Annotated in this window: 13 protein-coding genes and 6 pseudogenes; 7 read left to right on the top strand and 12 right to left on the bottom strand. The window is 60.5% G+C overall.

Features of this window, described 5'->3' with window-relative positions; all coding sequences use genetic code 11:
* Positions 1-439: 439 nt before the first annotated feature.
* From IAG25_RS39510 to IAG25_RS39480, 8 genes and pseudogenes are all read right to left on the bottom strand, one after another.
* Positions 440-3,562 carry an adenylate/guanylate cyclase domain-containing protein gene (locus IAG25_RS39510; protein ID WP_187609691.1) on the bottom strand — a complete coding sequence of 1,041 codons (3,123 nt, stop codon included), beginning with the start codon at positions 3,560-3,562 and terminating at the stop codon, positions 440-442.
* A 12-nt stretch (positions 3,563-3,574) separates the two neighbouring features.
* A pseudogene (locus IAG25_RS42400) lies at positions 3,575-3,700 on the bottom strand (double zinc ribbon domain-containing protein); the annotation flags it as partial.
* A gap of 787 nt (positions 3,701-4,487) precedes the next feature.
* Complete coding sequence (kdgD, locus tag IAG25_RS39505) at positions 4,488-5,408, bottom strand: 5-dehydro-4-deoxyglucarate dehydratase (protein ID WP_187609690.1); 921 nt, start codon at positions 5,406-5,408, stop codon at positions 4,488-4,490.
* A 32-nt stretch (positions 5,409-5,440) separates the two neighbouring features.
* A complete protein-coding gene (gudD, locus tag IAG25_RS39500) occupies positions 5,441-6,790 on the bottom strand; it encodes a glucarate dehydratase (protein WP_187609689.1) in 1,350 nt (449 codons plus the stop codon).
* Positions 6,791-6,915: 125 nt separating this feature from the next.
* Positions 6,916-7,809, bottom strand: coding sequence for a 2-hydroxy-3-oxopropionate reductase (locus IAG25_RS39495; protein ID WP_187609688.1), 894 nt, complete (start codon positions 7,807-7,809; stop codon positions 6,916-6,918).
* Between the two features lie 36 nt (positions 7,810-7,845).
* Positions 7,846-8,631 carry a 2-dehydro-3-deoxyglucarate aldolase gene (gene garL, locus IAG25_RS39490; RefSeq protein WP_187609687.1) on the bottom strand — a complete coding sequence of 262 codons (786 nt, stop codon included), beginning with the start codon at positions 8,629-8,631 and terminating at the stop codon, positions 7,846-7,848.
* 47 nt (positions 8,632-8,678) lie between these two features.
* Entirely contained in the window at positions 8,679-9,734 is a 1,056-nt protein-coding gene (locus IAG25_RS39485) for an SMP-30/gluconolactonase/LRE family protein (RefSeq protein WP_187609686.1), read from the bottom strand.
* A 67-nt stretch (positions 9,735-9,801) separates the two neighbouring features.
* On the bottom strand, positions 9,802-11,109 hold the full coding sequence (locus IAG25_RS39480; protein WP_255504328.1) for an MFS transporter: 1,308 nt from the start codon (positions 11,107-11,109) through the stop codon (positions 9,802-9,804).
* Positions 11,110-11,461: 352 nt separating this feature from the next.
* Here IAG25_RS39480 and IAG25_RS39475 point away from each other — a divergent pair, with 352 nt between their 5' ends.
* Positions 11,462-12,490: a LacI family DNA-binding transcriptional regulator gene (locus tag IAG25_RS39475; protein ID WP_187609685.1), complete on the top strand. Its 1,029-nt coding sequence runs from the start codon at positions 11,462-11,464 to the stop codon at positions 12,488-12,490.
* A 518-nt stretch (positions 12,491-13,008) separates the two neighbouring features.
* Here the strand turns inward: IAG25_RS39475 and IAG25_RS39470 are convergent.
* Positions 13,009-14,111 (bottom strand): annotated as a pseudogene (locus IAG25_RS39470) (glutathione-independent formaldehyde dehydrogenase).
* A 754-nt stretch (positions 14,112-14,865) separates the two neighbouring features.
* Here IAG25_RS39470 and IAG25_RS39465 point away from each other — a divergent pair.
* From IAG25_RS39465 to IAG25_RS39450, 4 genes and pseudogenes are all read left to right on the top strand, one after another.
* A pseudogene (locus tag IAG25_RS39465) lies at positions 14,866-16,000 on the top strand (zinc-dependent alcohol dehydrogenase); the annotation flags it as partial.
* Between the two features lie 372 nt (positions 16,001-16,372).
* Positions 16,373-16,651, top strand: coding sequence for a PAS domain-containing protein (locus IAG25_RS39460; protein WP_187609684.1), 279 nt, complete (start codon positions 16,373-16,375; stop codon positions 16,649-16,651).
* Between the two features lie 11 nt (positions 16,652-16,662).
* A complete protein-coding gene (locus IAG25_RS39455) occupies positions 16,663-18,057 on the top strand; it encodes a putative bifunctional diguanylate cyclase/phosphodiesterase (RefSeq protein WP_187609683.1) in 1,395 nt (464 codons plus the stop codon).
* A 369-nt stretch (positions 18,058-18,426) separates the two neighbouring features.
* Positions 18,427-18,936: a tyrosine-type recombinase/integrase gene (locus IAG25_RS39450; RefSeq protein ID WP_309244022.1), complete on the top strand. Its 510-nt coding sequence runs from the start codon at positions 18,427-18,429 to the stop codon at positions 18,934-18,936.
* Positions 18,937-19,048: 112 nt separating this feature from the next.
* On the opposite strand, the gene IAG25_RS39445 is transcribed toward IAG25_RS39450, so the two are convergent.
* Positions 19,049-20,116: an SDR family oxidoreductase gene (locus IAG25_RS39445; RefSeq protein WP_187609681.1), complete on the bottom strand. Its 1,068-nt coding sequence runs from the start codon at positions 20,114-20,116 to the stop codon at positions 19,049-19,051.
* 97 nt (positions 20,117-20,213) lie between these two features.
* Between IAG25_RS39445 and IAG25_RS42395 the strand changes: the two are divergent.
* Positions 20,214-20,956 (top strand): annotated as a pseudogene (locus IAG25_RS42395) (LysR family transcriptional regulator).
* A 374-nt stretch (positions 20,957-21,330) separates the two neighbouring features.
* Here the strand turns inward: IAG25_RS42395 and IAG25_RS39435 are convergent.
* Positions 21,331-21,804 carry a PH domain-containing protein gene (locus IAG25_RS39435; RefSeq protein ID WP_187609680.1) on the bottom strand — a complete coding sequence of 158 codons (474 nt, stop codon included), beginning with the start codon at positions 21,802-21,804 and terminating at the stop codon, positions 21,331-21,333.
* 404 nt (positions 21,805-22,208) lie between these two features.
* Positions 22,209-23,446, bottom strand: a pseudogene (locus IAG25_RS39430) (IS1182 family transposase); the annotation flags it as partial.
* Positions 23,447-23,544: 98 nt separating this feature from the next.
* Here IAG25_RS39430 and IAG25_RS39425 point away from each other — a divergent pair.
* Positions 23,545-24,335: pseudogene (locus tag IAG25_RS39425) on the top strand (oxidoreductase).
* Positions 24,336-24,395: the final 60 nt, after the last annotated feature.

Here is a 24,395-nt window from a genome sequence, read left to right as displayed (position 1 = left end):
GAGTCTTGCGGAGGAGGATGGCGTCAAGGGTGGCATTCGTTGGCGAGCCAATGAAAGTCGAGTGCGCTCTTGATTCTGTAGCTCATTCTCGCACGTTATCACGACGCGAGCCGTCTCCACATGTGACCACTAAACACCACGCGTGCTTGCATCGATTCAATGCCCACGTGAACTGCGTGGACACTGATCGAATGCGGCTTGTTGCGACCAGTTGCAGACGTTCAGCTCCGCCTCAACGCGGACGTTCCAACGTCTGCTCTGTTTACATCAAGGTAGCTTCCTTGAGATCACTCAAACGAAGACTGTCCTGCCGACATCTAAAGGCAGCGCCGTCGATCAGGGGCCCTATGTCGCTCTTGGAGCGTCGGATCGCATGACGCTCAAGCTCGTCAATCCTTCGATTTTCACTTGGCCTGCTGATTGAACGCGAGCTTGCTGCCTAGCTTGCGAGCCGCCGATTTTCAGCGTTTTCGCTCATTCGCTCCAGCGCGGTATCGATTCCCTGGAGCGCCGAACCTAATCCGGCAGCAACCACCTCCTGCCGCAGCAACAGGAGTCGAGTGCGCGTACCGGCTACGTCCGTGCCGGCTGTTGCAGCGACAACGAGGCGCGCGCGTCGCACGAGAAGACAGGCCCATGGCAAGGGCTCGGGCTGCATGAACGCTTCGAGCGCCTCAGCATGACGAAGTACGGAATCCAATTCACCCGCTTCGATGGTGGCTTCGAGAGCATGAATATGAAAGCGCAGAATCGACTGAGCAAGGCAAGGCTGCGAAATCAATACCGCGCCCTGACGCAGCGCCTCGACCCTCGCTTCCGCGCTCGGTGCGGCGCGGGCCAACATCGCATACATTGCTGCACCGGCGTACCCGAAGCCGGTGTCTTGGGCGATCTGCAACGCAGCGCTAGTCTGGCGCACGGAGTCTTCGCGTGAACCTGCTCTCAGTTGAATCTCCGCCAGCGACAGGAGAAACGTGGATTCGAAACGGCGAGCGCCGACTTCCCGAGCCAACGGTAAACCTTCGGTACATACTGCCTCAGCTTCATCGAATCGTCCGGCATCGACGAGAATCGTTGCAAGGCTCGACAACGCGAACACCTGTGCGGGCACGAGCCCTGTCCTCCGCGCATCGACTAGCGCGCGCTGCACTTCATTTACCGCTTGATCCAGCTTTGCCGCGTATTGCAGGCAATATCCAAGCATGCAGCGGTTAGGAATCTCGATTGCGATCCATTGCCGCGCTTCACATAACTCGACGCAGCGTTCGAACGATTGCAGCGACTCGGTCAGGTGCCCTTGTTCGAGCTGAGCATCGCCGAGGCCGCTCAACGCCCGGATTTCGTACTCAGGGTTATTGCTGCATTTTGCATGGCGAAGCGCCTGACGATGCTCCGCTGCGCAAGCTGGCACGTCGCCGCGCGCGAAGTGGATGCTCCCACGCAGATAGTGGATCTTCGAACGCTCCAGCTCCAGAAGAAGGGGCTCAGCGAGAGAATCTGCCTGAGCGAGCGCATCAAGCGCTTCTTCGATTGCCCCGGTCACACGATATCCGGCGGCGATCTCCATCAATGCGTGGCATCGTTGTTGATCGGATGTCGCAAGCTCGAGCGCCGAACGGCCTGCGGCTAACGAGTCGGGCAGTCGGCCGGACTCGCGCAGCAACTCGCCGTGAAGAAGCGCGAGCTCGCAAGCGACAGAGGCGTCGCGGGCAAGGGCGGCACCGCGTTGAGCCAGCGCGACTGCCGCATCGGGATGGAAATGCTGCATGCCGTCTCTGGCGGCCAGCAAGTAGGCCCGTGCGGCGTCCGGATCCTCTGCGCGATCCAGGTGTTCCGCGCGCAGCACCGGGTCTGCATCGCCGACGCGCAGCGCAACTTTCCTGTGCAGCGAACGTTTCCTGGCCTTGAGCATCGACCCATAAACGGCTTCCTGCACCAGCGCGTGTGTGAACTGAAATTCGTCGCCATCTACTCGAATCAACTCTGCTCGCACGAGTGCTTCGCAATGGTCAGCCGGATCGCTCGTAATCACGCACAGGTCGTTCGACGCGAAGCGCCGCCCGATTACGGACGCAGCCTGCAGAGCCGTTCGTTGAGCCGATGTGAGACGGTCCATCTGTTCGAGAACGAGGCTCTGCACCGTGGGCGGAACGGCTGCCACGTCGCTGTCGTGCGACGCGCGAAGCAGGTGCTCCAGAAACAATGGATTGCCCTCTGCGCGCCTTGCACACTGCTCCAGTACTTCGTTTCCCTGAGAGGATCGGTCGCTTGCGAGCATGCACGATTCTTCGTAGCTCAAGGGTCCTAGCTCGATCTGCAATAAAGGCCCGCTACGCACCGTACTGGACCATGCTTCGTTTAACGGCCCGGCTTCGATGCGCTCAGTCATCGCGAGGACGAGTGACGAATGCTCGATATTTTGTGCAATGACCATCAACTGTCGAAGCAATGGCATTGGCGCCCAATGGACATCTTCTATCGTGATCAGCACCGGATGTACTCTGGCAGCTTGCTCCAGCGTCCGTATCAAGGCCTGATCGGAGCGTTGGGTTCGAGTCACGGGGCTCATCGACTCGAAGAGCGCCTTTTCGCCTGCTGGGAGATCCACTTCCAGCAGAGCGGCGATGAAGAGCGCATCGTCTTCCATCACGATTTCTCGTTCGATGGCGCGCTCGAGCCCTGCTTGTATCGCTTCATTATCATCCGACAATGACAGGCCGAGCAAAGACGCGAGCATTGCCGGCAACGCCGCTTTTCGGCGTGAAGCGCCGAAGTCCAGTACCTGCCCGAACGGCACCGCAAAACCCCGTGACTGGGCGCGCTGTCGGACCTCGATCATCAATCTGGACTTCCCGATTCCAGCGCGGCCGCGCACGAGTATCACGGCGCCGCGTCCCGCATCCCGCGCCCGGTCCAGAACACCGGCGATCTGATCTGATTCCGTCTTTCGGCCGACCAGGGGCAAGTACTCGGTCGACACTGTGCTCAGACTTCGTACGCGCCATACCGCGACAGGAGCCGTAAATCCTTTGACTGTATGGATGCCACAGGAATCGGCTTGCACCAACGTCGCGACTGACCGAAACATTCCCTCTGAGATCAGGGTTTCGCCAGGCCCGGCCAGGGCTTGCAGACGTGCAGCGAGATTGACGATCTCGCCGGTGACGGAGCAATTGGACTGTGTGTCGCAATCGGTCTTGGCTACCACGACCTCACCTCGGGCAACGCCGATGTGCAACTTGAGCGGTCGTCCCTCGCAGTCCGCAATCGCCGAAGCCGCAGCGTGCATTTCGAGGGCGCTTCGAATCGCGCGCTCGGGATCGTTTCCGTGGGCGACGGGCGCACCGAAGACCGCCATCACTGCATCGCCCATTCGATTCAGAACCTGCCCGCCGTGGTGCGCGATGATCGTTTCCATCGCTGTGTAAAAGCGGTCGAGCATCGCCTGTACTTCTTCCACATCGCTTTTTGCGCAAAGTGTCGAATAGCCGGAAATATCGGCGAATATCGCGGTTGCCTCGCGACGGTCTTCCGCCAATGGGAAGTCGCTGGCGACGGTCATCCCGCATGCGCCGCAAGTGGTGGCAAAGGTCCTCAGCGGCGCTCCGCATGAATGACACGCGGGGTGCAGGGGCAACCCACACTCCTCGCAGAATTTCGCAGACTGCGGACACTCGTGCGCACAACGCAGACACTTCATGGGATGCCCCGGATCATCAGTGTGACCATTGGTCGCTCAGGGCACAAGACCGGGGCGCCCCATTGGCTCGAGCATTAGGGCGCGAACCCAGCCGGCAGAAAGCTACTGAGCTTCAATTCGCAACATTGCGCGCGGTTCGAACGTAGGTCAACACGATGGCGCGGGTAGTGTCGACAGGGAGCGCTGAGTTCCTGTCTTTTAGTTAAGTACTGAGATTGCCCTAGGCGCTGGACAGCTTGTCGACGATGGACCACGGTCCGCCGTGCAGGCGCTCTTCTCGTGATTAGGGGAACCTGCCAACGGCAGGCATACTGCTAGTAGCAGTGGTAGACAACTGTGGCTGGAAGGGGTCCTTAGGGTCGGGTCGGTAAGTTCGGGCCAAGGTGGCCGGAGACGCCGCGCGCTTACTGCGATCTTCGGCAACCGGCCATTTGCGGTTCCCAATGCCTTTCTGGCCGACATTCGAGCGGCTGCTTCCTTCGGACTTCAGTCTTCACACTGAATCTTCTCGCTCGATACCCATCCCACCCGTCGTGTACGTTCGCCGGAGCGCCGTCAGCGGCAGTTCGGGGATCCCGCAAACCTCTCGCGAATCGCTGGCTCCTACAGCATCGAAAGTTTCCGACGACTTTCGCTGGACGCGCGACGAGTTCTTTCCTGCAAGAGCGGTCGCCGGAGGGTTGGGATGCTTTGGCGGGTCGAGGTATGTATGCAGACCGAGCGGCGGATCGCTTTGTCTGCGCGGGAAAATGCACGCTCAAATATTACGTCCTCGCCCAGAACCTGGTTAAGTCTGTGGTCCGAGCTTCTTGATGAGCGCGTCGAGCAGCGCCAGTTCTTCGTCGTTCAGGTCGGTCAGCGGGGCGCGCACCGGGCCTGCGTCGTGGCCGACGAGCTTCGCGCCCGCTTTCACGATGGAAACCGTGTAGCCCGCGCGACGATTGCGGATCGCGAGATACGGCAGGAAGAACTCGTCGATCAGCTTGCCGACGGTCGCGTGATCGTCGGCTGCGATCGCGCGGTAGAAGTCCATCGCCGTCTTCGGGATGAAGTTGAACACCGCCGACGAATACACCGGCACGCCGAGCGCCTTGTAGGCCGCTGCGTAGACTTCCGCGGTCGGCAGGCCGCCGAGGTACGAGAAGCGGTCGCCGAGACGGCGGCGGATCGTTACCATCGATTCGATCTCGCCCACGCCGTCCTTAAAGCCGATCAGGTTCGGGCAACGATCGGCCAGGCGTTCCAGCATGTCAGCGTTGAGCTTCGAGTTCGCGCGGTTGTAGATAATCACGCCGATGTTCGGCACCGCCTTGCAAACCTCTTCCGCGTGCGCCGCGATGCCTTCCTGCGACGCTTCGGTAAGGTAATGCGGCATCAGCAGGATGCCGTTCGCTCCGAGACGCTCGGCTTCCTTCGCGTATTCGATCGCGACGCGGGTCGGACCGCCCGCGCCCGCCAGGATCGGCACCTTGCCCTTGCAGGTTTCGGTCGCCGTGCGAATCACGTTCGAGTAGTCGCTCTTCGTCAGCGAGAAGAATTCGCCCGTGCCGCCAGCCGCGAACAGCGCAGTCGCGCCGTAAGGGGCGAGCCATTCAAGCCGCTCGGTATAGGTGTCGGCGCGGAAATCGCCGTTGACGTCGAAATCGGTGATCGGGAAGGAGAGCAGGCCTTCGGAAACGATTTGCTTGAGTTCTTGCGGTGTCGTCATGGTCGGAATCAAATAAGGGTTCAGTTTATGCCTCAGCGCACGAGACACGGGCGCTTGTTATCGAACTTCCAGTTCGGAATCAGGAACTGCATCGCGACGCCGTCATCGCGCGCGCCGAGGCCGTGCTGCTGATACAGCGCGTTCGCCTTTTCGAGTTCGTCCATGTCGAGTTCGACGCCCAGCCCCGCCTTCTGCGGCACCTTTACCTTCCCGCCCACGATCTGCAACGGCTCGCGCGTCAATCGTTGTCCGTCCTGCCAGATCCAGTGCGTATCGATCGCGGTGATCTTGCCCGGCGCCGCCGCAGCGACATGCGTGAACATCGCGAGCGAGATATCGAAGTGGTTGTTCGAATGCGAACCCCACGTAAGGCCCCAGTCGTTGCACATCTGCGCGACGCGCACCGAGCCCTGCATCGTCCAGAAATGCGGATCGGCGAGCGGAATGTCGACTGATTGCAACTGGATCGCGTGGCCCATCTGGCGCCAGTCGGTCGCAATCATGTTGGTCGCTGTCGGCAGGCCGGTCGCGCGGCGGAATTCCGCCATCACTTCACGCCCCGAGTAGCCGTTCTCCGCGCCGCACGGGTCTTCCGCATAGGCGAGCACGTCGTGCTGGTCGCGGCACAGGCGAATCGCTTCCGCAAGCGACCACGCGCCGTTCGGATCGAGCGTCACGCGCGCGTTCGGGAAGCGCTCGGCGAGCGCCGTCACCGCTTCGATTTCCGCATCGCCCGCCAGCACGCCGCCCTTCAGCTTGAAGTCGTTGAAACCGTAGCGGGCCTGCGCGGCTTCGGCGAGCCGCACGACCGCTTCAGGCGTCAGCGCGACTTCGGTGCGCACGCGCTCCCAGTCGTCGCGGCCTTCGGCGCCGCTCGCGTACGGAAGATCGGTCTTCTTGCGATCACCGATGTAAAACAGGTAGCCGAGCATTTCCACTTCGTCGCGCTGCTGCCCCTCGCCGAGCAGCGCCGCCACCGGCACGCCGAGATGCTGCCCGAGCAAATCGAGCAACGCGGCTTCGAGCGCGGTCACCGCGTGAATTGTCGTGCGCAGGTCGAAGGTTTGCAGACCGCGGCCGCCAGCGTCGCGATCGGCGAACTGGGTGCGCGCCTTGTTCAGCATCGCCTGCAGGTTGCCGATCGACTGGCCGACCACCAGCGGGCGCGCATCGTCGATCGTCTGGCGGATCGCTTCGCCGCCCGGCACTTCGCCGACGCCCGTGTGGCCCGCGCTGTCCTTCAGGATCACGATGTTGCGCGTGAAGAACGGGCCGTGCGCGCCGGAAAGGTTCATCAGCATGCTGTCGCGGCCGGCGACGGGGACGACGCGCAGTTCGGTGACGGTCGGTGTGGCGTTCGATTGAGCGGAGTTCGTGGACATAAGAGGAATACCAGTGAGTTGATGGGCTGGCTGCGTGAGTGACGTGAAGTGGCCAGCTACCGTAAGTCGAGTCGTAGATAGAGGCGATACATCAACGCAATGGCGACGCCTCCCGCAGAACACATCTAGTCGGGCTTTTGCCCGATCTCATGATTCGCCATGATTTCGAGCGCGCGGACCATCGCCGAGTGATCCCATGCCTTGCCTCCGTTCGCCGAGCACGCGTTGAAAAGCTGCTGACACGTCGCGGTATTCGGCAACGACACACCCAGCGCCTGCGCCGTCGAAAGCGCGAGATTCAAATCCTTCTGATGCAGCTCGATCCGGAACCCCGGATTGAACGTGCGCTTCGTCATCCGCTCGCCGTGCACTTCGAGAATCCGGGACGACGCGAAGCCGCCCATCAGCGCCGTGCGCACCTTCTCGGCATCGACGCCCGCTTTCGATGCAAGCAAGAGCGCCTCGCCGACCGCCTCAATGGTCGCCGCGACGATCACCTGGTTCGCCACCTTGCACACTTGCCCCGCGCCGACTTCGCCGATCAGGGAGATGTTCTTGCCCATCATGTCGAAGAGCGGTTTGACGGTGTCAAAGCTTTGCTGCGAACCGCCGACCATGATTGTGAGCGACCCGGCCTTCGCGCCGACTTCGCCGCCGGACACGGGCGCGTCCATGTATTCAGCGCCGCGCTCGCGCACGCGTGCCGCGAAATCGCGCGTAGCCATCGGCGAAATCGAGCTCATGTCGACGACGATCTGCCCCGCGCGGAGGGTTTCCGCGACACCGTCTTCCCCGAACAGCACGCGCTCGACGTCCGGCGTATCCGGCACCATGATGAAGATCACGTCCGCTTGTGCCGCGACCGCAAACGGGCTGTCGCAGGCGACCACGCCTTCTTTAGTGAGCTCATCGGGCACGCCACCAAGCGTAAACGCCGCTAGCTCAACGCCGTTCTTGCGAAGGTTCGCCGCCATCGGCCTACCCATGATTCCGAGCCCAATAAATCCTATCTGTGCCATGTGTCGCCTCCACATTCGGTTGTTCGATCCAGCCGGTCACTTCGGCATGAAGTGGTCTTTCACGCCTTGCGCCGCGTTCCTCAAGAGCCCCATATCCGCGCAGACTGCGACGAGGGTGCTCCCCATCGACAGGTAGCGCTGCGCGTCCGCCTGCACCGGTGCGAGAATGCCGCACGGCTTGCCCGCAGCCTTCGCGCGCTCGAAAACGTGGGCGATGGCCTCCTGCACGTCCGGATGATTCGCGTGGCCGATGTGCCCATAAGCTGCGGCAAGATCGGACGGACCGACGAACACGGCGTCGACGCCGTCTACCGCAGCGATCTCGTCGATGGCATCGACCGCGGCGCGGCTCTCGATCTGAACCACGACGCAGATGTTCTCGTTGGCCGTATGAAAATAGTCCGCGACCGTCCCGTAACGATTGCCGCGCTGCCCGACCGACACGCCTCGGATACCCTGCGGCGGATAGCGGGTCGCGGCCACGGCACGCTGCGCATCCGCGGCGCTATCGACAAACGGGATGAGGAAGTTGAAGAACCCAGCATCGAGGAGCCGCTTGATGACTACACTGTCATTCGCCGGCGGGCGGACAACGGGCGCCGAGCGGCTGTCCTTCAGCGCCATCAGTTGCGGGATAAGCGTGAGGACGTCGTTCGGCGCGTGCTCCGCGTCGAGCAGCATCCAGTCGAAGCCGACCACGCCCAGCAACTCGGTGACGATCGGACTCGCGAGGGACGCCCAGCACCCGATCAGCTTTTCGCCTCGCGTGACGGCGCAGCGGAAGTCGTTGGGTAACGGGCGATACGGCGTTGAGGCTGTCATGGCGACTCCTTTGAAAGCATTCAGATGTGGGCTGGTGCTCGAACATGTCAAACGGCGCCTTCGGCCTCGACATACAGCGCGTACAGCGAATGCGAACTCGCCATGTAGAGCCGATTGTTTTTCGGGCCGCCGAACGTGAGATTCGGACAACGCTCGGGCAGGTGGATAAACCCGATCGGCGTGCCTCGGGAATTGAAGACCTTCACGCCGTCGAGGTCGGCCGAATTCACCCCGGCGCGACCATCCGAGCCCCAGCCGCACCATAGGTTGCCGTCCTTGTCGACCTTGAAACCGTCGAGCGAACCGGGGCCGTTCGCATCGATTAACTTGCTCTTGTTCGACAGCGTGAAGCCATCGGAGCCGACGTCGTAGCTCCACACGATGCGGCTAGGGGTAGCGCGACTTTCGATTACGTAGAGCTTGGACTCGTCGGGTGAGAAGGCGAGGCCGTTCGGGCCCGCGAGGTCCGTGATGATCGCCTGCAGGTGGCCGTCCGGCGAGATGCGATAGACCGAGTGCGGCAACTCTGGCGTCGCCTTGTCGCCTTCCCAACTGCCCGCGATACCGAAGGGCGGATCGCTGAACCAGATCGAGCCGTCCGACTTGCACACGATGTCGTTCGGCGAATTCAGGCGCTTGCCCTGATAGTTATCCGCGAGCACGGTGATCTTGCCGTTGTGCTCGGTGCGCGTGACGCGCCGCGTAAGATGTTCACAGGTGACGAGGCGTCCTTGCAGATCGCGAGTATTGCCGTTGCTCTGATTCGACGGCGAGCGAAATTCTCCCCAGTTTCCTGTCACTTCGTCGTAACGCATCATCCGGTTGTTCGGAATGTCGCTCAGGACCAGATAGCGGCTCGCGGGAAAGTACACGGGGCCTTCGGCCCAACGCATGCCGGTTCCCAACTGCTCGACCGTGCTGCTATAGATCCGGTATTTGGTAAAACTGGGGTCGAGAACTTCTACGGCAACGTCGGGGTAACGCGTATTTGGTTTGAATTCGACAGACTGCGCAACGGCGAGTCCGGTTGCGGACGCGAAGCCGCTTGCTGCTGCCGCTTTGAGGATCGTGCGCCGCTTGCTGGAAACGTCGGGCGTGGTCAATTCGGATCTCCTTGATTGTCTGTACGCATCGGAACGGACGGGTCGCGGACGGGATCGACACTCACGCTCAGTGAGAAACCGGTTTGATTTCGAAACGCTCGATTTTCCCGACGACAAACAGGTAGCAGACGATCGCGATGAGCGCGTTCGCACTCACGAAGACAAGCGCTGCGGCAAACGAACCCGTGCCCTGAACGAGATAGCCGATGACGATCGGAGTGGTGATACCCGCGGTGTTGCCGAACGTGTTGAAGAGCGCTGCGCACAGGCCACTGGCTTCCTTCGGCGCGGTGTCGGAGACCACCGCCCAGCCGAGTGCGCCGATCCCCTTGCCGAAGAACGCGGCTGCCATGATGCCGACGACGACCCACTGGTTGTCCACGTAGTTGCACGCGATCATGCAAGTCGACAGCAGCAGTCCAACGACGATCGGAACCTTGCGGGCGGCCGTCGTCGAGAATCCGTGCTTCATCATCCGGTCGGAGACGATGCCGCCCAGCACGCCACCCAGAAATCCGCAGATGGCCGGAATCGAGGCGACGAAGCCCGCCTTCAGGATCGACATGTGACGTTCCTGAACGAGGTAGATCGGAAACCAGGTCAGAAAGAAGTACGTGAGCGTGGTGATGCAGTACTGCGCGATGAACACGCCGAGCATCATGCGGCTCTTGAGCAGCTGTTTAAAGACTTCGCTGGTCGGGATCGTTCCTTCGCCACCTTTGGTACGTGCGGCGCGACGCTCCTTCGCCAGTTGCTTGTCTTCGAGGTCGACCATTGCGCCGCCGTCCGCGATATACCGGACTTCCGCTTCGTTTGCGGAGGGATGCTGTCGGGGTGCGTAAATCGTTTTGAGCCAGATTCCGGTGATGACGACGCCTAGCGCTCCCATCGCGAAGAACACGTACGGCCAGCCGTAGGTGTGAGTGATCCAGCCCATGATCGGCGTGAACAATACGGCGGCGAAGTATTGCGACGAGTTGAAAATCGCAGATGCCGTTCCGCGTTCGGCCGTGGGGAACCAGGTCGCCGTCAGGCGAGAGTTGCCTGGGAAGGCAGGCGCTTCAGCGGCGCCCACCAGGAAGCGCAGTGCGAAGAGCGTCACGATGGCGACCGCAGCCGGCAGCAACGCGACAAAACCCTGCAGCGCGGTGAGGACCGACCAGAAGAAGATGCTGCACGCGTAGACGCGCTTGGAGCCGAAACGGTCCAGCAGCCATCCGCCGGGAATTTGCGAAATCACATACGCCCATGCGAAAGACGAAAAGATATAGCCCATCGCGACCGGCGAGATACCCATCGCGTGCTGGATCGACGAACCCGTGATGGACAGCGTCGCGCGGTCTGCATAGTTGATCGTGGTGACGAGGAACAGCATGGCGACAATCAGGAATCGGGCTTTCGTGCGGCCCTTATGGGGATCGGTCCGACGTTGCGGCGCCAGCGGATCGCCCGGGTCTTCGGGTTTGATTGATGCGTGATTTTCTAAATCAATCGCACGCATGGTCTTTTGTTCCATCTCTGTCTCCGGTGGTCGACTTGTCTGATGTCTCATCACATTCGTAGATTATGTTAGCGCCAACATTGTGAAAATCGGTGTTTTCCCTCGCTAATTCGCTCGAATAGATACGACGTCGTATAACAATATTGAAACGTGAATGCGACCTGGCACAAATAACGCGCGAGCTATTAATCGCAGCGGCGCTAAAATGCGAACTCCGGGGGGAGAAATGGACGAGGCTTTCACACAAGGGTCGGAGCCGCCGACGGTGCGCACATCGGTCACGCTCGAGGACGTCGCGCGCGTCGCGGGCGTGACGGCGATGACCGTATCGCGCGCATTGAATCGGCCGGAGTTGGTACGCAGCGAAACACAGCAACGCGTGCTCGATGCGGTCCGCGCGACTGGCTACGTGCCGAACTTGCTGGCGGGAGCCTTGGCGAGCAACAAGAGCCGTCTGGTGGCGCTGCTGTTGCCCACAATCGCGACGTCGATATTTACCGATACCGTCCAGGTCATGATGGACACGCTTGCGGCGTCCGGGTATCAAACCCTTCTCGGTCTGACGGGCTATTCGTCCGCCCGCGAAGAACAAATCGTACAAACGCTATTGGGCAGGCGGCCCGACGGGATCGTCCTGACAGGCCTCGATCACACACCCCTCACGCTCGAGCGATTGAATAAAGCCAACGTGCCCATCGTTGAGATTTGGGACCTGACCGATCACCCCATCGACATGCTGATCGGGTTTTCGCATGAGGCAGTGGGAATCGCGGTCGCGCGCCATCTGCTCGACAAGGGATACAAGCGTTTTGGCGTAGTCTCCGCCGACGATCCGCGGGGCTTGCAGCGCAGCCACAGCGTCATCGATGAACTCAAAAGGCACGGCATTGATTCCGTGCCGATGGAAGTGCTCAAGGCGCCCGCGACGCTGCAAAGCGGCCGCGAAGGGCTCGTCCGCATGGCGCAGAACGGTCTTCCCGAAGTGATCGTCTGCAGCACGGATACGCTCTCGCAGGGGATTCTCACCGAGGCGGCAAGCCGCGGCATGAAGATTCCGGAAGACGTCGCCGTGATGGGATTTGGCGACTTGAGCACGGCAGCGCATATGCACCCGGCGTTGTCGACAGTTCGTGTCGACGGGATTGCGATCGGCAAACTGGCCGCCGAAGCGCTGCTATGTAGATTCAAAGGAGAACCCGCCGCGGTGTCGCGGATTGATACCGGCTTTTCGATTATTGACCGGGACAGCGCTTGAGCCTCCGTGCATGTGCGGCCTTCAGCAAGTAACGTCAGTTGTACCTTACAAGCGGTCATCGCAGATGCAAAGAACTACCGGCAGTTGTGGGTCGGGTCTGAAAGTTCGGGTCACGGTCACCGCGGATACGCGAGGCTCGCATAGCGATCTTGGGCAGCCGGCCATGAATGGACGTTCGTCTGGATCCATGTCGGACGGTGAGACGGCCGCTTTGCTCCGGCAGTCAGTCATTGGAACGCTGATGACGGGTATCGCAAATCGCAAGCCGTTTTCAAGCCGAACTTCAATGAACAGCCGAGGCGACGAGGCGGCTACTGCCCGCCACGCGGCCCGGCCTGTGCAGCGGAATCGATGAGAAGGTTCGTGGCACTTGCGCTCATCTCACGGGTGCCCATGAGTCGCGGAACTGCACCGTGGGCTGCATCTCCCAGTCCAGTTGGCGGGTTCGCGTTCTCATGGATCTCGATGAGCGGTGGGGCCCGAATTCTCGTGCGGCTATGGATCGCCGCGTCGCTTCGCTAGCCTCCGGGGTGCAAGACCACCTTGGTCCAGCCGTGCTCGCGCACGTCGAAGTGCTGATAGGCTTCAGGCGCTTCGTCGAGTTTCAACTCATGTGACACGATGAACGATGGCTTCGCGCGGCCGGCGTGAATCAGGTCTCGTAACTGCCGGTTGTATGCCTTGACGTTGCACTGGCCAGTGGCGATATGCTGCCTTTGAACCAGCACTTGCCCCAATCGAATGCGATCTGACCTTTCTTCGCCAGTTCGTCCTGCGCGCCCGGGGCCTCCGGAACGAACACGCCGACCACTCCGATCCCGCCTGTGAACTTGACCGACGACACCAGGTTGTTCATCGTGAGGTTCGGGCTCTCGTGGCGGTGCGGAGCCGGATCGTGGCACTGGTAGCCGACGCATTCGCATCCCACGTCCGCGCCCATGCCTTGCGTCAGGTCCATGACGCGCTGTACCGGATCTTCCTTCGAATAATCGATCGCCACCGCGCCGTTCGACGCTGCGGGCGCCCTTGATCATGGCCGAGTGCGCGGCCATCAGACCTACCGGGTCCGAGCCATAGATCATCACGGCGTCGCCGGGCCTCATGCCGGCGAGTTCGGTCGCGTGCCAGCCGGTCGGGAAGATGTCGGCGCACATCACGTAATCGGTCCGGTTCTCCTGGGCGCCCGGCGGCAGCTTCAAGGACATGAAGTCCGCCCAAGGTACCCGAAGATATTCGGCCTGTCCGCCCGGCCACGGACCCATGTCCGCGAAGCCGAAAGCGCCGCCGGCGATTCCCGGCTGGTTCGCGCTCAGGCAAAACGCAGTGAGGCCACGTTCGCAATTTACGCAGTGGCCGCAGCTTATATGGAATGGCAGGCACACCCAGTCGCCCGGCTTGACCCGCTCCACGGCCGGCCCTACCTCCTGGACCACGCCCAGGTTTTCGTGACCGAAGACACGGCCTTGCTCGAAGTCCGTTGTCCCTCGTACATGTGCAGGTCGGAACCGCAGATATTGGTAGTGGTGATTCTGACGATGGCGTCGGTCGGACGCTCGATTTTGGGATCCGGAACGTTGTCAATCGCGACCTGACGACGACCGCGATACACAACGGCTTTCATATCGTTCTCCCGATAGTCAACTGCAAAAAGCCTGAGCCGCGTCGAACCTACGGCGGCTGACGGCTTCGATAAACGCGAAGGCGCACCTGCGGGGCGTCCCTCTCATTCGAGCCCGCGCCTTGCAAACTACGTCTGCTATTGCTGGTTGAGGTTGAAACGTCGATAGCTATGCTAAGTAATAGATGCAAAGCGGTCCGGATTTTCGTGATGTGCGCGCGAAGATCGGCAGCTATCTTCGTGCCTGACTTTTATCGAGGGGAGTCAGTTCACGGATGCGCGCCGTGCAGCCCTCATTTGATGCGGTTTGGACTGGCGACGGCATCGATGCGCGAGGGTGACCGGTATCGCATAGGCGCGGAAAAACTTGCAGCGGGCCGCAGAATTTGCAAGAGAGGCTCACGCCGTGAACCGGCCGGCCGGCTCGCTTGCGCAGTCTGATCGGCGATCGTTGTTAGGCGAACTTGTCCAAGACGATAAAGCGCGACGAGAGCGGGGATCGGCCGCGTGTTCAACTGAAGCAAGAGGGTCGGCAGCGACGGCTTGTGTCGTGCAGCGCTGAAGATGTTTTCTTGACATGGACACCGATGGAGAGCAACCGGCCGCCGCTTCACCGCTACAGCGAGAAAGCATGAGAGAAAGGATAAGAGCAGGAAAGAAGGCTTCGAGCGGAACGGCCTCATCGTTAGCCTCCATTGTGAATAAGCGGTTGTATCGCGCGCGATCCTCTTCGCTCCTCAGCAACACGGCAACCGCCATGCGACTAGCATCGGTTCCGGACCCGATCATAGAACACCCCCGAAATGCGATCATAAAGCAATCGACCTGTGCCATCTGCGGCTCGGACCTGCATCTTTTCGATGGGTTCATGCCCGGCATGGAATCCGGCGACATCATGGGCCCCGAGTTCATGGGCGAAGTGGTGGAAGTCGGCAACGAGAATAGCGCGCTCAAGATCGGCGATCGGGTCGTTGTGCCCTTCACGATCATCTGCGGCGAATGTGACCAGTGCAAGCGTGGCAACTTCTCGGTCTGTGAACGGAGCAATCGGAACCAGGACGCCGCGAACAAAGTCTTCGGTCACACGACTGCGGGCTTATTCGGATACACGCATCTGACAGGCGGCTATCCAGGCGGTCAGGCCGAGTACGTGCGCGTACCTTTTGCGGACAGGACGCACGTGAAGATTCTCGACGGCCTCACCGACGACCAGGTGCTGTTCCTGGGCGACATCCTCCCGACCGGCTGGCAGGCGGCGGTTCAGTGCGACATCGAGCCGACAGATACCGTTGCGATCTGGGGCGCGGGGCCCGTCGGCCAGATGGCGATTCGCAGCGCTGTTCTGCTCGGCGCAAAGCAGGTGATTGCAATCGACCGGGTGCCCGAGCGCCTCGCCGTGGCGCGTGCGGGCGGTGCCACCGTCGTTAACTTCGAAGAAGGGAGCGTGCTTGAGCGCCTGTCCGATCTCACGCAGGGCAAGGGCCCCGAGAAGTGCATAGACGCGATCGGCATGGAGTCGCATGCGACGCGCTCGTTCGATGCCATCTACGATCGGGCCAAGCAGGCCGTGATGTTGGAAACCGACCGGCCCGCACGTATTGCGCGAAATGATCTACGTTTGCCGCTCGGCGGGGACGCTGTCAGTGCCGGGCGTGTACGGCGGTCTCATCGACAAGATCCCGTTCGGCGCCTCCATGAACAAGGGTCTGACGTGGCGCATGGGCCAAACCCACGTCAACCGCTGGACGGACGACCTGTTGCGACGCATTCAAGATGGCCAGATCGATCCGTCGTTTGTGATTACACACGCGGTGCCACTCGATCAAGGGCCCGAAATGTACAAGACGTTCCGCGACAAGGAAGATGGCTGTATCAAGGTCGTGCTGAGCCCTAGCCCCGCGAACGGCGACTCGGTCGCACTGGACCTTTCACCTGGGAAGTTGCAGACAGCACCGGGACCGAGGCCTACAGGTATCGAAACGAGCAGCGATGGCCCACGCGCTCAAGATGAAAGCGACCGACATGCCTGCTCAGTTGTGGTGTCATTGACCTGTGCGGCACGAACGAGAACACGAACGGCCTTCTGCGGCAATCCCCGCAGAGGCCGTCGATCACCGGGGCAACTTGCCGCGCGTTTTCGAGACCATCGGACAGGCGCAGCGGGAGACGAAGAAGGATCCGGCATAGTGCCCGGAATCCTCACCGTTCACAAACGTTGCAAATTGTCCGACAATACGTTTTGGCAAGAATAGAGGAGCAAAGGCGTGGAAGACTTTCAGGTGCTCGATCACATCACGGACGGCGTGATGTTGCTCGACCGTCAGTGGAAGTTTCGCAACGTCAACCGTACCGCTGCGCGGCTGCTGAAGCGTCCGTCGACGGAGTTAATCGGTCGGGAAATCTGGGCCGAATACCCTGACCTCGTCGGGTCTAGCTACGAAAAAGCCTATCGGCGGGCGGCCGAGACGGGTTCACCTAGCGCCACGACCGAGTTCTACGCGCCGCTCGATACGTGGTTCGAAGCGCGGCCTTCCCCTGCGTAGGCGGCATCACTGTGCTGGTGCGCGATGTCACCGAGGCGCGCGCGATGTCGGAGCGTTTGTCGGACCAGGCCACGCATGATGCGCTCACCGGCCTCATTAACCGCCGGGAACTGCTTAGCCGCCTGAGCCGTCTCGTCGATGAACGCACTGCCAATTCCGTCGATCTGCTCTTCATCGATCTGGACCGCTTCAAGGAAATCAACGATTCGTTCGGCCACGCGGCTGGCGACGAAGTCCTTCGTGTCATCGGTGAGCGCCTGCTGGTCTGGTCGGGAGAACGCGCCCATGCGTCGCGCATCGGCGGTGACGAGTTCGTGGTGTTCCTCGTCGACGCGCCCGAAGGCGAGGCCGAACGCGTCGCGCATGACGTCGTCATGCGCATGCGGGAGCGCATCGAGACGGCGTCTGTGCGGGCATCGATAAGAGCAAGCGTCGGGCTGGCGCGCTATCCCGATGCGGCGGCGAACGCCGACGAGTTGCTGCGCAACGCTGACGCCGCGATGTACCACGCGAAGGGTCTGGGCGGCTCGCGCCTGTGGGGGTTCGGTAAGGAGGACGCACAGCGTCTGTCGCATCGTCTTCGGCTGCGCGCAGATCTGGAGAACGCCAGCGCGACGAGCCAATTCGAGCTGCACTACCAGCCACAACTGAACTTGGCCACGGGCTGCATCGATGGCGCGGAGGCGCTTCTGCGATGGAACCATCCCCAATTGGGGATGCTCGCGCCAGGCGATTTTCTTGAAGTCCTGCTTGAGTCGCCGGCATACGAGGCGACAGGGGAATGGTTGATCCACCTCGCATTACGCCAGGCCGCGCAATGGCAGCGGAGCGGTCGCACGCGGTTCAAAGTGGCCGTCAACCTCTCAGCTGCAATGATTCAGAACTCGGATCTTGCAGCGCTGGTCTCGAAGGCGGCCGAGACAGCCGGCGTATGCGCTTCGGTACTCGACATTGAAGTGACGGAGACGGCCATCGTGAGCGACTTTCTCGCTGCGTCGCGCTCGCTTGCAGCCGTCCGAAAGCTCGGCCCGACCGTCTCGCTCGACGATTTCGGCACCGGCTATTCAAGCCTCTCATACCTTACGCAATTGCCCGTTGACCGCATCAAGATCGATAAGTCGTTCGTGCAGCAGCTCACCGTTGACGAAACCCGTCGCCAGGCTCGCGCGATGATAGAAGCGATGGTGGCGATTGCTCGCGCGCTCGGTATGGAAACGGTCGCGGAAGGCGTGGAGAATGCGGAACAACTTGCGTTTGTGAGGAAGCTCGGGTGCGATGCCGCGCAAGGATACTTTATCGGCAGACCGGTACCGGCTGGGGGCATCCACCCGTACGTTAAGATGCAGTTCGGTAATCTGGCGACTAGGTTTTCGTTGCCGCACGACGCGGCGACCGACTCGCGATAGCCGATAGCGCCCAGTGGCCGAGCTTCGAGTTGCTTTTGCTACGCCACGGGTCGTCGCATCTTTCCGCACAGAAGCGGACTTTGGTAGGGTCGGTAAAACGCGGATTCGGCAACAATTGAGCCCGGGCGAACGGCCGGACCGAATGCTTAGCTGCCCTTGATCATGCGAGCAAGCGAGCGGCTGCAATGGGTCGAAGTTTGACCACTCCCCAACCGCAAAATCGATCTCCCTTCGTTGAAGAGGAGGTTGTCATGGACGCGCGTAAATTCTTCCGGACCTCGCCGGGCGCCGTGGAACAAGGGGAGGCTGACCGGCCAGAAGCCTCCGTTGAAGCTTCGAGAAATTTGGGCGATTCGAACGAGGCTGCAGATGTCGTCCAACGCTCGCGAGTTGGCCTCGTTCAACCCGGCGATCGACAGCAAGCTCCGGGCGTACGATTTGACGCGCTTGCAGGTGCAGGACATCTGCATAGGAGGCCATGTAGTTGCGCGAGCGACGTTTATGCAGCAGAAGACACAACGACCGGTCCAGTTCGAAATCGCGGAGCAAACTCGGCAGAGTGTCGCGGCTTGGATTTCAGCGCGGGGGTTGAAACCCTCCGACAATCTGTTTCCGAGTCGCCTGCACGCGTCAGCGCACGTATCGACGCGCCAGTACGCTCGCATCGTGCATCGCTGGGTTGCGTCAATCGGACTGGACGACGCCGCCTACGGCACGCATACGATGCGCCGCACGAAGGCGTCGTTGATTTATCGACGAACAAAGAACCTGCGCGCGGTTCACTTACTCCTGGGCCATACGAAGCTCGAGAGCACAGCCCAATACCTTGGTATCGAGGTAGATGACGCGCTCGAGTTGGCCGAGCAAACCGAAGTCTGATAGCTGATCGCCGGTGAGCGGACGCTTGCCGGTCAACTCCTGTCATTCAGTTAGACGGCAGGATTGACACCCGGATGTCCCGTCGATCCAGATAGCGGCCGCTCGCTACTCCTCAGCCGGGAATGAGATGTTCTGCCTTCAGTCGCCCGAAAAGATCGAAGAACGCATCTGGCGTACTCTGGTAATCGAGGAACCCGGCCTTGCGGCTTTTAGTCATGTCCGTCACGACTTCCATCGGACGCCCAAGATCGGCATCGGTGTGCCACCACGAAGCGAGCCGGTCGATGTCCGCCTCCAGCAGGCCGTACTTTGCGGCGACGTCGCGCCATTGATGCGCGGCGCCCTGCATGCGGCCTTCGAGTGGTCGCATGATGCCGTCGAATGGCGCTGCTTCAATGCCGAAATAATCGGCCAGTTGCGACCACATCGTCTTCCAGCGGAACACATCGCCGTTCACTACGTTGAAGTCCTCGTTGCGGGGCGCCTTGCTCGTCGACGCCCATTCGAGATGCCGCGCAAGCAGGCGTGCGTCGGTCATGTCCGTGAGGCCATTCCACTGCGCTGCGGAGCCGGGGAAAACGAACGGCTGCCCGGTATGTCGGCATAGCGTCGCGTAGACGGCGAGCGTCTGCCCCATATTCATCGCGTTGCCTGGCGCAAAGCCGATGACCGTGTGCGGGCGATGCACGCTCCACGTGAAGCCGTCGCGGGCGGCCGCGTCGAAGAGTCGGTCTTCCTGCTCGTAGTAGAAATTCTCGACCGGCTGACGCCCCTGCGATTCACGAAACGGTGTATCAGGGACGGCGCCGGATGCGTAGGCCTCGAACGGGCCGAGATAGTGCTTCAGTCCTGTCACCAGCGCTGCATGTTCGAGCTTCGTGCTCCGGCCCAGCGAATCGAGGACGTGACGGACCATCGCGCCGTTGACGCGGATGTTCTCCTTCTCGTTCGCCTGCCGCGCCCATGCGGTGAAAAACACGTGGCTGACGTCGATGCCGGCCGTTGCGGCGGCGACGGATTCGGCCGACGCGAGATCCGCAATCACCGGCTGGCACCCCGGTACGCCGGCGGTACGTCCGCGCGATAGTCCATAAACGCTCCATCCGTTCAACAGCAGGCGTTCTGCAAGGGCTCGGCCGGCAATGCCGCTCGCGCCGACAATCAGTGCTCGATAACTCATCCTTAACTCCGGGTTTCGTTCAGAGCACAAGGATACTTCAGACGTCCGTTCTCATGAGGGATAGTATTTCTGCATTCAAGCGACTTTATGTCATCAATTGGCTGCCATCCCGAACGAACGCTTGAAGGGAATTGTTCCGTTTGTCTGCGCTGCAGATGCAGGAGGCTTCGCGGCCGCAGCCGTGCGGCTGAACCTCACGAGTTCGGCAGTGAGCAAGAGCGTCGCACGGCTCGAAAGGCGGCTCGGCTTCGTGCTTTTCGAGCGGAGGACGCGCAGGCGTTTCTCCCCACAGTATCCGGACGTGCGTCCGCACCTGTTGTTCGCGGATCGCTTCGTCGATCTCGCTGATGAAGGCATCGATCTCGCGGTGCGCATCGGCGGCCCGCCGGATCTACCGTCGTCGCTCACCAGGCGCCTTTTTAGGTCGCGAACGGCTTATCTTCTGCGCATCGCCAGCATATCTTGAAAAAAACGTCGTCCCGAAAACGATCGACGACCTGCAGGAACACACCTGCGTCGTCTACGGAGGGCCCGAGGGCACGCAGTCCCCGTGGTCGTATGCTATGGCGGACGGGCATGTCGGTCAGTGTGTCGGGCGTCCGCACAGTGGCAGGCGACGCTGAGGCGCAACTCGCATTCGTGCGGGCGGGACTCGGCATCGCGCAACTCGCGACTTGGTTGGTGCGGGAAGATCTGAAGGCCGGCCACCTCGTCAGTATCTTTCATCAAGCCGCAACAGATGGCTTGCCGCCTAGCCTGCTTTGGCCGGTCGCGCGGCAGTTGACGCCGAAGGTCCATGTGCTGGCAGAGATGCTCGAAGCGCATCTGCATATTCGATGAAACAGATTGTTCGATCTCCGTATCGATCTCTCGCTCAAATGATTTCGGTCACAGAAATCATGCGCTTGATCCTCAGTGTCTCTCCGTTAATGTACGCGGGCGCAGCGTGGAGTTAATCGTTTGCGAAAGGGCTGCTTAGTCAGGCCGACACAAAGGCAATGACGTGCCCGCGAAACAGGACGAGTAAGCGTCTGTTCTAGACCCGAGACCCGTCACACTCAATTTGTCGAGCCGACGGACTGCTTCGGGTTCGACTACAGCCAGTGCCAAGGAGCTGAGCCTGCGCCCTTCCGAAAACTCTCGCACTTGCGAACTACTATCGCTCCTTCTAATCCCGTGTACCTGGCATTGAGCATCGTGTTCACATCATTCTTTTATGCCGGAATAGGCTGCTCGTGATGCATTGCAACCGCCTCGTCAAGCGATCTGCAGAGTTGATCCACGCATCTGATGGCCGGCAAACGCTTCACGGGATGAGCTATATCGTCGGTAGTCAGGATGATTGAGCCAGTTCCGAATAGGCGTTGCCACCATGGGTGGATTGCCGTGATGCGCTGAATCCGCGAAAGCTCGAGAGTCGACACACGACGACGCAGAATGCCCTGCGTCCAGGTAATTCGCGTAGTATCGATGACGATTCGGGTGAACGCGGTCTTAAGGAACGGCAAACCGACACCGATCAGAACCGCGCCGACTTGTGCAAGCAGCAAATTCCACTGAAGCGGGAAATAGTTCGACGCGCAGTAATGTAAAGCGCCAATCATCGCTGCGACACCGCCCCCCTGCAGGAGCGCTGGAAGGTTGCAGGCCTGCGACGGTGCGCCGCTGAAAATCAAGTGATTAGCCATCGCATACATCCCATTTCTGACCTACCGCAATGGTTGGCCGACGAAAAACGTAGCGTCGCTTTATTCGCCCGGGCGTCGAAGAGCTGACCGCTGGCGGGCGACGCTGCCATGACTTTTACCTCAAGCATAGCTACACGAGACAATTGTAGCGCAATGGTCGTTGCAGATTGGCCCAATGTCTCTTTCCGCACGAGGGCCTGTCGTAGGCGCACCGCCGCGAACGGCTAATGAGGAGCAACCTGAGGTGTTCCTCATCGGTCAGAGTTCGGCCCAGACCGTGTCAAAACGCACAGCCACTCGAATTGACGAAACGCCGTATCGGTGCAACTCACAATCTTTCGTTGCGCATGCCGACTTCTAAGTCGCGGGCGAAGTTATCGCCGAGTGTTCAACTCCTGCGGGCATCACGCCCGTATCGCCTTCATAACAACGTCTGAACCAAGTATCTTAGTCACTCGCTTGATGTTGTATGCAAGCACGTGCAAGCTCATTTCCGTGCTCACCCGCTCAATGGTTCGAGTCAGGAAATGAGTGGCTCCCATCCATGCCTTGATCGTGCCAAACGGGTGCTCGACGGTTTGCCGCCGGATCCGCATCATTTCAGGTGCATGATCGAGACGCGTCTGCATATCCTCAAGAACAGCTTCGTGTTCCCAACGGGCCACGCGACGTTGTGGACTGGGCGTGCAGTTCTCCTTCAACGGACATTGCTGGCAATTCGAACTCCAGTATTTACTGATCTTCAAGCCGCGTTCAATGGTAGAGAATCGCCAAATAAGTGTCTCCCCTGCCGGGCACCGATATTCGTTCGTCTTTGCGTTTTAAATGAAGTCATCCTTCCCGAAGCGGCCATCAGCAGTGGCCATCGAGGTCACCGTCTTCGGAACAAACACCGTTATTCCAGCCTCGTGGCATGCGAGTATCTCTTCACTCTTGTAATAGCCACGATCCGCAACAGCAGTGATCTTTTCGACGCCCATTTCAGCACGAGCAAGCTTGGCCGTCGATGTCAACTGATCGCGATCAATACCATCGTTAGTGACGACGTGCGCGACGATTAGATGGTGCTTCGTGTCGACGGCCGTTTGTACGTTGTAGCCGACGACCCCCGTGCCGCGCGTCTTCATCGAACGCGCATCCGGATCGGTGAGCGATATCTGTCCGTCGGGTGCCGCCTTGAGTTGGACCTCGATCTCCTTGAGACGTTGCATCTGCTCCTTCAAGGCTGCAATCTTGTCCTGCAGTCGCTCCGTCCTGGCCTTCGCGATTGTAGGCTCCTGACGATCGGCTGTGTCCATCGCCTGAAGATACCGAGCAATACTTGACTCCATGTCGCGCATGCGCCGTTCGAGCTTGGCGTTCGTGAAGTTGCGGTCGCGATGGTTCACCGCCTTGAACTTGCTGCCGTCGATCGCGACGATTGCTTCAGCAAAAAGGTCAGACGTTGGCATAGCATCACAAACTGACGGCAGACGTTGCGGATAGATTTGCCGTTGTCTTTACGGAACCGAGCTATGGTTTTAAAGTCCGGAGCCAGTCGACCAGTGAGCCACATCAGCTCGATATATCGCTGCGCTTCGCGTTCAAGACGACGATTGGACTGGATGCGATTGAGATACCCGTTGATATAGATCTTAAGTATCGCTTGTCATCTTCCCATTAGCACTCGCACTTCGCCGTCACCTAAGCACGACGTGAGCTGCAGAGTACCTACACGCTTGAGAAATCAGGAGGTCTACGATGATGCCTGACGCTCCGACGATCGCCCTCGTCGGCCCCGGCGCAATCGGCACTACGGTCGCCGCCGCGCTCCACGAAGTGGGCCGTACACCGGCGCTATTTGGCCGTACCGCACACGCCTATCTGGATTTGCGATTCGACGGCGGCCAGATTCGCGTGCCAGGACCCGTGCGGACCAACCCCAACGACATCGAAAAGAATGTCGATCTCGTCTTCGTCGCGGTGAAGACGACGCAGGTCAATGCCGCGTCGACGTGGCTGTCCGCGTTGTGCGGCGAGAGGACCGTGATTTGCGTACTGCAGAACGGCGTGGAACAGAGGGATCAATTCGCGTCTTACGTGTCAGAAGACCGTGTAGTGCCTTCGGTGGTCTGGTTTCCCGCTCAACGCGAAGCCGATGCCTCGGTGTGGCTGCGTGCGACGCCGAGGCTCACATTGCCGGACACGTTGGCTGCCCAGGGCGTCGTGACGGCGTTGCGTGATACCCGTTGTTCCGTGGACGTGGCTGCGGATTTTACAAGCATCGCGTGGCGGAAACTGCTTCAAAACGCAGTGGCGGGATTGATGGTACTAGCGGGCCGCCGCGCCGGCATGTATTCCCGCGCCGATATCGAGCACATGTCTCTTGCGTACCTGAAGGAATGCCTCGAAGTCGCTAAGCGGGCTGGCCGCTCGAATGGGATACCCGGAATGGCGTCATACAGCGTTGCGGCCAAGCGCGCGGCATTGCCACGCCTGTGAGCGATCTGATCGTGCCGCTTCTGGCGGCAGCGAGCGACGGACCGGACTAAACGCAGTGGGGCGGTAGACGCCAAGAAAAAACCGCCTGAGTGTACAGGCAAAACGTCGGG

The sequence above is a fragment of the Caballeronia sp. EK genome (assembly GCF_014384845.1).
GTDB lineage: Bacteria > Pseudomonadota > Gammaproteobacteria > Burkholderiales > Burkholderiaceae > Caballeronia > Caballeronia jiangsuensis.
This window is presented reverse-complemented; position numbering and strand designations above follow the sequence as displayed.